Source organism: Rossellomorea sp. H136 (assembly GCF_056838065.1).
In genome coordinates, this window is record NZ_CM166371.1 from 1,676,468 (window position 1) to 1,689,185 (window position 12,718).

Here is a 12,718-nt window from a genome sequence, read left to right on the forward strand (position 1 = left end):
CGTAAACTATCTACATAGGAGGTTCATAATGTTTGATAATACACATGCCCATATTACAACTTGGGTCATTGCGATTATTCTTTTCTTTGTAGCGGTTGGGTTACATAATGCAGGAAAGAAAAAAGGCATGAAAGTTGTACATATGATCTTAAGGTTATTCTACTTGCTCATTATTTTAACGGGTGCCCTATTATTCTGGAAGCATCAAGGAATTAATCCTGCCCTATATGGCATTAAAGGATTGGTTGGAATCTGGGTCATCGGGATGTTCGAGATGGTCTTGGTTCGTACGAATAAAGGCAAGAGTACGAGGGTGTTCTGGATTCAATTGATCATCGCTTTAATCATTGTTCTTTACCTGGGATTGCGTTTGCCTCTTGGCTTAAATTTCCTTGGATAGAGAAGTAATAGAAAAAAAGCAAATGTATGCCGGATAGCGGCAGGCATTTGCTTTTTTCTATTTGGGCTTATGAATGGATTAAATATTAAAACTTTCAATCACAATTCGTTTCCCCGTACTTAATGTGAATTCAAAGCGGTCCCGCTTCTTTTTGTAATAGGTGAAGTGATGCTGGACAGCACATACTTCTACACCGTTATCGAAGGTGATGAAGTTAACTCCTTCTTTGATTTTTTGATTTCCAAGGAAAACCAGGTGGTTATGGCAAAAGATACTATCATAAATAGAATAACCCAGGTTGTTTAAGGCCGTTGTAAACTGATGAAAAGCATCATCAGAAATTTCTTCCAATAAATTCTCCAACGAATACAATATATTCTTCTTTATTTGAATTCGATCGCCATTCTCGATTCTTAATCGTTCATACGGAGTGACAATAATTCCATCTTCCAACAGAACACCAGAAAGCCAGTCTCCATCTCTATATACTTTCAATTCATGATTGAGGTAAAATTCGAGCTCAGACTCTTCCTCGGCATCAATTTCGAAAAAGTACCACGTATCATCTTCGTAAAGGGCAGTGCCTTCGGAATAGGACCTTTTTTGGGATTTTATAATGTTTGATCGAAAAGTGTTGCTCAAGTGAATATCCCTCCTTAACTACATTTCTTGTCATAATTATCATATTTCATTCATGTGAAAATTGATTGAGACAATTAACCATTTCTTGCCTGGAGCATAGAATAATTTATGTGTCCGTGAGCCCAGTTTGTTTGATTAGAAAGTGAGGATGATCACCATGTGCGGAATTGCAGGTTGGATTCATTATAAACGAGATTTGTCTGATCAAAAAGAAGTAGTGGAAAAAATGGCAGAAACCCTTTCTAAGAGAGGGCCAGATGAAACGAATGTATGGATTGAACAACATGTTGCGTTTGGTCATAAACGATTGATTGTCGTAGATCCTGCAGGTGGAAGGCAGCCCATGAGCATTCAGCATAAGAACCACCATTTTACCATTTGCTACAATGGAGAACTTTACAATACAGAAGATTTGAGAAAAGTACTTATATCTAAGGGGTATACCTTCAAAGGACATTCTGATACGGAGGTCTTGTTAACGTCTTATATAGAGTGGCGTGAGGATTGTGTCCATCACCTAAATGGGATTTTTGCCTTTGCTGTGTGGGACAGTGAGAAGGAGCATGTATTTATAGGCAGGGACCGAATGGGCGTAAAGCCTTTATTTTATTTTGAAAAGGAAGAAGGCATCCTCTTTGGTTCCGAACTCAAAGCGTTACTGGCCCATCCTGATGTTTTGCCCCAGGTGGATCATCAGGGATTGGCGGAAGTATTGGGACTGGGGCCATCCCGTACGCCTGGTAATGGAGTGTTTAAAGGAGTGAAAGAGCTTCGTCCTGCTCATGCTATGCTTTTTTCAAAAAACGGCTTGAAAATATGGAGATACTGGAATGTGAAGAGTGAGGAGCATACAGACTCATTTATTGAAACAGTGTCAAAGGTGCGGTTCCTGTTGACTGATGCCATCGAGAGACAGCTCGTTTCCGATGTGCCGCTTTGTACGTTCTTATCAGGCGGACTCGATTCAAGTGCGATTACAGCGGTGGCAGCGAACAGCTATAAAAAAGAAGGAAAAGGGAAACTTCATACCTATTCCATTGATTATGAAGAAAACGAACAATACTTTAAAGCGGACGACTTTCAGCCTAATTCTGATGCACCATGGATAGAAAAAATGAATTCTGAATTCGATACCGAGCACCATCGCTGTGTCATCAGCCAACAGAAATTGAAAGACTATCTTACTGAAGCGGTTCATGTAAGAGACTTACCGGGGATGGCAGACGTTGATTCATCACTATTATGGTTCTGTCGGGAAATTAAACAGGACTTCACGGTTGGATTATCAGGGGAGTGTGCAGATGAAATATTCGGTGGTTACCCTTGGTTTCACCGTCCTGAAGATTTCGACCGCAGAGCATTTCCGTGGATGCGCTCCACGGCTGAGCGTCAAGGTCTTCTAAAAGAAGAATGGAGCAAGAAATTAAATCTGGAAGAATATGTACTGGAGCAATATGAACGCACAGTGGCAGAAACCCCATTATTAGAAGGGGAAAGTGAAGTTGAAACAAAAAGAAGACAATTATTCTACCTGAATTTACTTTGGTTCATGACGACATTGTTAGATCGTAAAGATCGGATGAGTATGGGTGCAAGTTTAGAGGTCCGTGTTCCATTTGCTGATCATAGACTCGTAGAATACGTCTGGAATATTCCATGGGAGATGAAAATGCACGAAGGAAGAGAAAAAGGAATTCTACGAAAGGCTCTTGAAGGAGTATTGCCTCACGAAGTCCTTTATCGTAAGAAAAGTCCGTACCCAAAGACCCATCACCCTGAGTACACGAAGCTGGTCAGTGACTGGTTAAATGAAATACTCGAAGACAAATCAAGTGTTCTCTATGAATTATTCGATGAAGAAAAACTGAAAGCAATCGTTGCAACAGGCGGATCTGCCTTCCAGGTGCCATGGTACGGCCAACTCATGACCGGTCCCCAGCTAATTGCCCACTTGGCACAGATTCATGTTTGGTTTAAGGATTATAATGTAGAGATTGTGGAATAATAGTCGTACGAAAAAGAGGCTGGGACAAAACTAAAAAACCACGATAAAAAGACGAACAATAGAAGTGTAGGTTCTTCATACCGCTAATGATTTCCGTGCAAGACTACGCTTTCCGCGGGTAGCCCGTGAGCCTCCTCGGCAAGCCTGCGGGGTCTCACATAAGCTACTTTCCCGCAGGAGTCTTCGTCTTGCACTCCAATCAACCGCTGGAAATAGCTAAAATCAAATGATTCGAAAATAAATAATAAACCCGAACAAATCTGCACACTAAGAAGCAGGTTTGTTCGGGTTTGACTTAGGATAAAAAACTTTTGTCCCAGCCTCTTTCTTTGTCTAAGATAAAAAAGAAAAAATCATTTCAACGATTTCGTAAATAAGCTCGTATGGAAGCTTTTATTGGAAGCCTTCCATATGAGCTTATTTTTGTTAGAGGCAAAAGAAGAGAGCCGCTTCTGCAGCAGCTCCCGATCTGATTATATTGTGTTTCGCTGATTAATGGTTTCACTCACTTTACCTGTTCCAATCGAATTTAATCGATCAACTAAATCAGATCCAAAAGGAGAAGAGGAAGGAACGTTTGATTCTAATACAGTATCCTTTAATTCATAAGCGTTCGAACCATGCTCTGTAAAGTCCAGTCCAGAAAGTTCTTCCTCACGTGAAACGCGAATACTTGATACTCTCGTTACGATGAACAGGAACCCTCCGACAGTGACGGAGGTCCAGGCAATAACTGCTAACACACCGAGGGCTTGAGTGGCTACTAAAGAAACACCACCGCCATATAATAAGCCGTTTGAAACATCAAACAACCCGACTGCTACTGTACCCCATATCCCGCAAATTCCATGTACGGCAATGGCCCCTACAGGATCATCGACTTTAAGTTTAGAATCGATTACGGTTACGGCTTCAACAAGGATCACTCCTGCAATAAGCCCGATAATGAGAGAACCGGCGAGTGATACATTGGCACAGCCGGCGGTGATACCGACAAGTCCTCCCAGAGCTCCATTTAAAGTGAGGGAGGGGTCAATTCGTTTAAATCTCACTAACGTGTAGAAAGCGGATGAAAGAATGGCGGCAGATGCTGAGAATAAAGTTGTTGTAATGACGTGGGGTACAAGTGTCGGATCAGCGGCCAAGCTGCTGCCTCCATTAAATCCAAACCAGCCAAACCAAAGGATGAATACCCCAAGGGCACCGATCGGGATATTATGACCAGGAATGACATTCACTTTCCTTTTATTGTATTTGCCGATACGTGCTCCAAGGAAAAGTACCGTAATGAAAGCTCCGACAGCACCTGTTAAATGAACGACAGTAGATCCGGCGAAATCAACGAATCCAAGCTCTGAAAGCCATCCACCTCCCCATATCCAATGTCCGACAATTGGATAAATGATTCCAGTCATGGCAATGGTTAACAGAATATAACTTTTAAGCTTCATTCGTTCAGCTACAGCACCTGAAATGATCGTTGCACATGTAGCGGCAAATACGGATTGGAATAAGAAGAAACCGATGTCTTCACGTCCTGAAAGAAAAAAACTGTCAATTCCAATGATGCCTCCGGATGTTCCTCCAAACATAAACCCAAATCCTACAATGAAAAACAAAACAGAGGCAATGGCAACAGTTAAGAAGTTTTTCATCAGGATATTAAGAGAGTTCTTGGCACGGGTGAATCCGGTCTCAACCATTGCGAATCCAGCGTGCATGAAGAACACAAGCACTGCAGCAATCATGACCCATAGGGAGTCAACGGACGCTTGAACAGATTCTGCGGTAGGGGCCGCAGCGAAAGTAGTAGTACTCACAAACAGTGAAAGAAGCAACAGAGCAGAAATTTTTTTTATCAATGGTATCCCTCCAATATTGGTTTGGCCAGCGGCTATGTTATTGAGTTAAGAATGAAGTGATCTATAAAACGGCTTTTTTTCCTCGTTCACCTGTACGGATGCGAATGACATCCTCGACCGGATAGATGAAAATCTTTCCGTCTCCTATGGTGTCGGTACTGCAATGTTCAACAATGAGATCAATGATGTCTTCAACTTGACCATCGTCGACAATCATTTCCACCTTTACACGGGGGACTAACTGCAGTTCGAATTTATTCCCTCTGAAAATCCCTTGCTTTCCTTTCTGTTTTCCACAGCCAGCTGCTTCTGATACGGTTAGCCCGCTGAATCCACGAAGGCATAAAGCTTCTCGCAGGGACAAGAATGCTTCTGCACGAATAATCGCTTCTACTTTTTTCATTGTGTTTTCCTCCTTTTGTTTTTTGTTCTTTCATTCTTAGAAAAATGATTCATAGATGTTAGGTTTTATGACATGAATAAGTTATATTATTTATCATATTCAGAAAATAACAAAAGTTCAAGTGTTAATTTGTAATGTAAGCGTTTTTATGTAAAAAAACATAACATAAGTTGGTGGATGCGTTTTCATTTGGTGTGAAAAAAGAGTCAGCTCGGTTGGAGAGCTGACTCTTTTTGAAAGGAGAGAGGGGAGCGGCGGTTATATGGACCCGCGTCAAGGTTCGCAACCTCCTAAAGGAAGCCCCGTCACTCTATATTGGACCTTTATTACTTTGGACAAATCGTTTCTGGATCCATACTTTGGACCGCCAGCGTTTGAGCATGATGATGCCTCGGAGCCATTCATCGGCAATAAAGGAGATCCAGATCCCGATAAGTCCGAGCCCTAACCAGATTCCGAGTATATAGGAAAGCGTAACGCTCACTCCCCACATGGATAAGATCCCCATATAAACTGGGAAGCGCACGTCGCCTGTTGCCCTGAGTGCGTTTATGACGACAAGGTTGAAGCTTCTTCCTGGTTCTAGAATGATGGTCAGGTAGATTAATGTTTTACCAAGAGAAATGATTTCTTCGTTATTTGTAAATATTCGCAGCAGCGGCTCGGCTGCGATAGAGAAAATTCCGGCCATAATAAGAGAGATGAAGATAGCGATCTTTAAACTTTTCAAACACCGTTCATAGGCACTGTCAAATTGTTTCGCTCCGATCATATGACCTATGATAATTTGAGTTCCCTGACTGATCGCTACGCTGAATAAAAAGATAAACATCATCAGGTTTTGTGCATACACCTTGGTGGTTAGTGCGTTCGTTCCGATACTTGCAATGAAATACGTAATGACCATTTGTGAACCATTATATGATAAATGTTCTCCGGCAGAGGGAATCCCGATGCGCAATAAATTTTTTACATGAGAAATAGGTAACTGAAATAATCTCTTGATTGAAAGAGCATTTGGGATTCGTTTGGTAATCACGATGATGCTCACGATAAATCCGATAAGTCTCGAAGCAATCGTGGAAATCGCTACCCCTTCCACCCCTAAAACAGGAACGCCAAATGGACCAAAGATAAATAAATAGTTCCCGATCACATTGATGATATTCATTCCAATCGTAATGTACATGGCGTCTTTCGTATAGCCGTAGCTCCTCATGATGGAACCGGCCGTCATGATCAATGCCTGGATGAAGGCGAATCCTCCAACGATTTTTAAATATGAAGAGGCTTCATTCATCAACGATCGGGGAAGATCCATTGAAAGCAGGATCGGTTCACTGAAAAACACAAGGGCGAAACTGAGGAAGAGACCGAACCCTAAGTTAACGGCAATGGAAACGATGGATACTTCTCCAGCCAATCGGTCCTCCCGGGCTCCCAGATGCTGAGCAACAAGAATGGCAGTACCTGTTGCGACAAATCCAAACATGACAATAATGAGTGAGAGGATTTGGTTGGATACCCCGACGGCTGCGACAGAGTCATCTGAGTACTGACTGAGCATTAACGTATCGGCATTTCCCATCAGCATATGAAGGAAAATTTCAATGAAAATCGGCCAAGTCAAGGCGAAGAGGGTCATGTTTTTTTGATTCTTACTCATAGATTTTCTCCTTTAGCTGGCCAGGGATAGGTACCTGGTCATTCTGATCTATTTAAATAGATAAGGGGACTAACCGTTAAGGTGTAGTCCCGCTTTTCACGAACTAAGCTTTATTAAAATTTCAGGATTGCAAATCCATGCCCTTCAAGTGTCACTTCAATGGAATCTGCTTCAGCGGCAAAATCTTCACCGCTCCACAGATTCGTGATTTTCTTTCCTTTTAATTCAAAAGGAAGAGAGTAGGTGATAGATTCTTCACTGGAGTTTAATAGGACAAAGATTGTTTCCTCTCCGTTTGATTTTGTGAAGGAAAGGCAATGCTCATGAAGGTTCCCGGGTAAAAAAGTCAGATTTCCTTCGTTGCTTAACAGTGGATACTTATTACGGAGGGCGATATGTTTCCGTATATGCCCGAAGAGCTCTTCATTATGATGTTCTTTTTCCCATGGGAAGCACATACGGCACCCTGGATCCTGTTCACCAGTCAGGCCAATTTCATCACCATAATAAATACAAGGTGTACCTGTGAAAGTGAGCATGAACGTGTAAATTTGTTTAGCACGTCGGATATCTTCGCCGCACTCTGTTAATACACGAGGTGTATCGTGACTTCCGACAAGGTTGAAGTTCACTTCGTTTACGTTCTTAGGGTACATATGCACGACCGAAGCCATATTTTCTACAAATTGAGAAGCAGAAATCGTTTGGTGAGCAAATAGGTTCAAGAGATTTGTCGTGAAAGGATAGTTCATGACAGCATCGAATTGATCTCCCCGTAACCAGGGCATTGAATCGTGCCAAATTTCACCTAAAATATATAGATCCGGTTTTATACCCTTCACTTCTCTCCGGAATTCACGCCAGAAGTGGTGATCGACTTCATTTGCAACATCCAGACGCCATCCATCGATATCAAATTCCTTTATCCAGTATCGGCCAACCTCTAATAGATAATTGCGGACCTCTTCATTTTCAGTATTTAATTTCGGCATGGAAGGTTCGAATGCAAAAGTATCATAATTAGGAGGCTTACTTTCTATATCCAAAGGAAATTCGTTTACATGAAACCACTCTTTATAAGGAGAAACTTCTCCGTTTTCAAGTACATCCTGGAACTGGTCAAAATAGAATCCACTATGATTAAAGACGGCATCCAGCATGACTTTAATTTCATTCTCATGACAGACCTTTATTAATTCCTTCAAAGTTTCTTTCGTCCCAAACTGTGGGTCGATTTCGAAATAATCAATCGTGTCGTATTTATGATTGGAATGAGCTTTAAAGATTGGGGTAAAGTAGATCCCGGAGATCCCAAGCTCTTTTAGATAAGGAATGTTCTGGATCACACCTTCTAAATCCCCACCGAAGAAATTGGTTGGAGTGGGCTCTGTACTATTCCAAGCCAGTGTTCCCTCAGGGTCATTCTCCTGATTCCCATTTGCGAATCGCTCCGGGAAGATTTGATACCATACTGTATCCTTCACCCATGCCGGTGCTTGAAAGACATCGATGGCATTCAAGAACGGGAAGCAGAAGTAATCCCCGATATCAGTAGAAGGAGCCTCATTAAATCCTTTTTCACCATAAAAGACTTCATCCGTTTCGTCATGGAGAAGAAAACCGTAACGAAGGCGTCTGAAAGGGGGGGAGATGGGAGCAAACCAATAATCAAACAGGTGATCAGTTCCGGTTAAAATCATTTCCTTACGATCATAAAGCCATTTTCCGGCTTCCCATTGATAGGGATCTCCGTGCAGGAGTGTGACGTTTTCTACATCATTCTTCTTCGTACGAATCCGTATGTGTAACTCGTTTTCAGTGCAAGCGTATGCATAGTTATCTTTTGGTCTATGATAAATGGCTTCCAGTAGCATCGTAAACCCTCCTCTTTTTGATTCCATTTAAAGAGTATTCTAAAGGAACAATGTTGTCAATAATGGGCCATCAATCTAGTGAAGCGTTTTCTTTTCTCCCTGGCAAACATAAAAAATTTTCAAAAAAGTATTGTCAAAGGAGATTTAGTTTGTATAATAAGAAGTAGATTGTGCAATCGTTTTCACAAAGAATGTAAGCGATATCTTTCAAGAAATGTCATAGGTATGTGCAAACGTTTGTTCAGTCTAAAATATGAATCAATACTTTTTACCATACTTAGGAGGGGTTGAGATGAAAAAAGCGTTATCATTATTGATGGTAATCATGCTTGTACTAGGGGCGTTGGCTGCTTGTGGTCCTAATCGTGAAGAAGGATCAGGAAACAACGACAGCGGAGAGAAAAAAGCTGACGATGCAAACAAACCTGAAAAACTGGTTGTCTGGGAAGATCAAGAGAAAACTGGATGGCTGGATGAAGTAGGTGCTAAATTCGAAGAAGAAACTGGCATCAAAGTTGAAGTGAAAGAAGTCGAAATGGCTACTAAGATGAAAGAACAATTACGTTTAGACGGTCCTGCTGGAACTGGTCCAGACGTTTTAACATTACCACATGACCAAATCGGCGAGCTTGCTCTTGCTGGTCATATCGCTGCTTTAGAAGTTGAAGGGGACATTGAAGAGCGTTTCACTGAATCTTCTATGACGGCGGAGAGCTATGATGGAAAACTATATGGTCTTCCAAAGTCTTCTGAAACACCGGTATTCGTTTATAACAAAGCATTAATGGAAGAAGCTCCCAAAACAATGGATGAAGTTTACACATTCTCTAAAGACTTCACAAAAGATGGAAACTACGGTTTCTTAGCTCTTTGGGACAACTTCTACTTCGCTCATGCACCAATCGGTGGATTTGGCGGATATGTATTTGCTGAAAATGATGGAGCATTAGATGCGAAAAATCTTGGGTTAAACAATGAAGGTGCTGTAGAGGGTACGGAATATATTCAAAAATGGTACACAGAAGGTTTATTCCCTAAAGGTATCGTTGGTGAAAATGGTGGATCTGCAATGGACGGTCTGTTTGGTGAAGGAAAAGTTGCTTCTGTCATGAATGGACCATGGTCTTTCCAAGGTTACAAAGATGCTGGAATTGATATCGGGGTATCTGCTATGCCTAAACTTCCAAACGGAGAGCCGATGAAAACATTCATGGGTGTTAAAGGATGGCACGTATCAGGATACTCTGAAAATAAAGAGTGGGCTCAAAAATTCATCGAATTCATCACTCAAGATGAGTATGCGAAATTACGTTTTGAACAAACTCAAGAAGTCCCAACAAACCAAGGGTTGATCGACGATCCTGCAATCGCAGAAAATCCAGGAGCTAAAGCGGTTGCTGAGCAATCTCAATATGCGGTTCCAATGCCGAACATTCCTGAAATGGGAGAAGTTTGGGGACCAATGGCTGACTCACTTCAAACCGTTGTGACAGGTAAACAAGAACCTAAAGCGGCTCTTGATGCAGCTGTAAAGCAAATTCAAGAAAACATTGATGCCAATCACTCAAACTAATGAATAAACATAGCGGTACCTTCTCACTTAGAGAGGTACTGCTATCCTTTTAAAGACCTATTCAAGGGCTTTTTAAGGAAATAATGACTTCTTTTCTTAAAAAGCTCTTGAAGCTTATCAAAATTGTGAACGTAGAAAGGGGAATATAGGATGGATCAACAATCCTATCAAACAAAACATAGAAAAACAGCACTGGCCCTTTCCCTAATCCCTGGATTAGGTCAGATGTATCATAGACAGTTTCTAAAAGGCGGATTCTTCCTGGTCATGACAGCCGCTTTTATCCTTGTCTTTAGAGATTTGATCGGCTACGGATTATGGGGGATTACAACGCTTGGGACAGACATCTCATACGGAGATCATTCCATTTTCTTAATGGTATACGGAATCCTGGCAATCATCGTATCAATCTTCGGAATCGGATTTTACTTATTTAATCTTCGGGACGCATATAAAAACGGAGAAAAGAGAGACAGAGGAGAGAAGCTAAGTACGATTCGGGAACAATACAGAAATTTAGTAGACAATGGCTTTCCTTATCTTATTATGTCTCCAGGATTCTTACTACTCGTATTCGTAGTCATCTTCCCGATTATCTTCGTTATCTTACTGGCATTTACAAACTATGATTTGTATCACTCACCGCCGGCTAAATTAGTCGACTGGATAGGGATTCAAAACTTTGTTGATATTTTCAAGATTGATATTTGGAGAGAAACATTCATCACCGTTTTAGCCTGGACACTTGTTTGGACATTTGGTGCCACAACGCTTCAAGTTGCCCTGGGTGTATTCCTGGCCATCCTGGTCAATCAAAAAGATTTAAAAGGAAAAGCAATCATTCGTACCGTGTTCATCTTACCTTGGGCCATCCCGGCTTTCGTTTCCATTTTGGTTTTCGCCGGTATGTTCAATGAATCTTTCGGAACGATTAACCGGGATATCTTAGGATTTTTCGGCATTGAAGGATTACCATGGATGACTGAACCAATGTATACAAGAATTGCCCTTATCGGTATTCAAGCCTGGTTAGGCTTCCCATTCATCTTTGCCATGACAACGGGTGTACTTCAATCGATTCCAGATGAGCTTTATGAAGCAGCAACGGTTGACGGGGCATCGGCTTTCCAAAAATTCAAGAACATTACGTTGCCGCTTGTTCTTTTTGCAACGGCACCAATCATCATTACGCAATATACATTTAACTTTAATAACTTTAACGTTATTTACTTATTCAATGGCGGAGGACCTGCCCTGACAGGACAAAATGCAGGTGGAACTGACATTCTGATTTCCTGGATCTACAGTTTGACTATGACATCCGCACAGTATTCGAAAGCCGCTGCCATCACATTATTATTATCCATCATCGTCATTACAGTAGCGATCTGGCAGTTCAAGAGAACGAAATCATTCCAAGAAGAGGATATGATGTAATATGAATATGAAGAGACAGAAACTCATACGTTTGACACTTTCATACGCAGCAATTGGAATTATGTTTGCCATCATTCTTTACCCGGTTGCATGGATCATCGGTTCTTCCTTTAACCCAGGACAAAGTTTATCGGGTTCATCCATCATTCCTAAGAATGCAACACTGGCACATTATAAGGAACTATTCGATCTCGAGCAAAATAATTATTTGCTTTGGTACTGGAATTCATTAAAAGTAAGTTTATCAACAATGGCACTTACGGTATTACTGGTCAGTTTAACGGCTTACTCTTTCTCACGTTACCGCTTCGCTGGTCGTAAGAATGGATTAATGACATTCCTTATCCTCCAAATGATTCCTAACTTTGCTGCATTAATTGCGATTTTCGTTTTAGCACTATTAACGGATCTATTGGATACTCATATTGGATTGATTCTTGTATACGTTGGTGGACAGATCCCAATGAATACATGGTTAATGAAAGGGTATCTGGATACGATTCCGAAAGAGCTTGATGAATCAGCTAAGATGGACGGAGCGGGACATTTACGTATTTTCTTCCAGATCGTAATGCCCCTTGCAAAACCGATCATTGCGGTAGTTGCACTGTTTTCATTCATTGCACCATTCGCAGACTTTATCATCGCAAGTATCCTATTGCGCTCAGAAAGAATGTACACATTACCGGTTGCCCTTTATGATATGGTAGCAAAACAATTCGGAGCTGAATTTACTACATTTGCTGCTGGATCTGTATTAATTGCCGTACCAATTGCTCTATTATTCCTGTTCTTCCAGAAATACTTCGTTTCAGGATTGACGGCAGGGGGTACAAAAGGATAATCTTATAGGCGT

At 41.3% G+C, this 12,718-nt stretch carries 10 protein-coding genes; 5 read left to right on the plus strand and 5 right to left on the minus strand.

All coding sequences use genetic code 11. The features are described 5' to 3' along the window. The first annotated feature begins 28 nt into the window (after positions 1-28). On the plus strand, positions 29-400 hold the full coding sequence (locus ACYH0O_RS08465) for a YisL family protein (RefSeq protein ID WP_149155160.1): 372 nt from the start codon (positions 29-31) through the stop codon (positions 398-400). A gap of 78 nt (positions 401-478) precedes the next feature. Here the strand turns inward: ACYH0O_RS08465 and ACYH0O_RS08470 are convergent, their stop codons facing one another. After that, complete coding sequence (locus tag ACYH0O_RS08470) at positions 479-1,042, minus strand: DUF2777 family protein (RefSeq protein WP_149155161.1); 564 nt, start codon at positions 1,040-1,042, stop codon at positions 479-481. Between the two features lie 157 nt (positions 1,043-1,199). Between ACYH0O_RS08470 and asnB the strand changes: the two genes are divergently transcribed. Next, positions 1,200-3,047 carry an asparagine synthase (glutamine-hydrolyzing) gene (asnB, locus tag ACYH0O_RS08475; RefSeq protein WP_482631941.1) on the plus strand — a complete coding sequence of 616 codons (1,848 nt, stop codon included), beginning with the start codon at positions 1,200-1,202 and terminating at the stop codon, positions 3,045-3,047. Between the two features lie 473 nt (positions 3,048-3,520). Here the strand turns inward: asnB and ACYH0O_RS08480 are convergent, their stop codons facing one another. From ACYH0O_RS08480 to ACYH0O_RS08495, 4 genes are all read right to left on the minus strand, one after another. After that, positions 3,521-4,909, minus strand: coding sequence for an ammonium transporter (locus ACYH0O_RS08480; protein WP_482631942.1), 1,389 nt, complete (start codon positions 4,907-4,909; stop codon positions 3,521-3,523). Positions 4,910-4,970: 61 nt separating this feature from the next. After that, positions 4,971-5,312, minus strand: coding sequence for a P-II family nitrogen regulator (locus ACYH0O_RS08485; protein WP_149155164.1), 342 nt, complete (start codon positions 5,310-5,312; stop codon positions 4,971-4,973). A 310-nt stretch (positions 5,313-5,622) separates the two neighbouring features. Beyond that, entirely contained in the window at positions 5,623-6,978 is a 1,356-nt protein-coding gene (locus ACYH0O_RS08490) for an MATE family efflux transporter (RefSeq protein ID WP_482631943.1), read from the minus strand. A 113-nt stretch (positions 6,979-7,091) separates the two neighbouring features. Further along, positions 7,092-8,852, minus strand: coding sequence for an alpha-glycosidase (locus ACYH0O_RS08495; RefSeq protein ID WP_482631944.1), 1,761 nt, complete (start codon positions 8,850-8,852; stop codon positions 7,092-7,094). 292 nt (positions 8,853-9,144) lie between these two features. Here ACYH0O_RS08495 and ACYH0O_RS08500 point away from each other — a divergent pair, with 292 nt between their 5' ends. From ACYH0O_RS08500 to ACYH0O_RS08510, 3 genes are all read left to right on the plus strand, one after another. Next, positions 9,145-10,425: an extracellular solute-binding protein gene (locus ACYH0O_RS08500; RefSeq protein WP_482631945.1), complete on the plus strand. Its 1,281-nt coding sequence runs from the start codon at positions 9,145-9,147 to the stop codon at positions 10,423-10,425. A gap of 150 nt (positions 10,426-10,575) precedes the next feature. Beyond that, positions 10,576-11,862 (plus strand): carbohydrate ABC transporter permease, encoded by a 1,287-nt coding sequence (locus ACYH0O_RS08505; protein ID WP_482631946.1) that lies wholly within the window; start codon positions 10,576-10,578, stop codon positions 11,860-11,862. Position 11,863: 1 nt separating this feature from the next. Beyond that, on the plus strand, positions 11,864-12,706 hold the full coding sequence (locus ACYH0O_RS08510) for a sugar ABC transporter permease (RefSeq protein ID WP_482631947.1): 843 nt from the start codon (positions 11,864-11,866) through the stop codon (positions 12,704-12,706). Positions 12,707-12,718 lie beyond the last annotated feature (12 nt).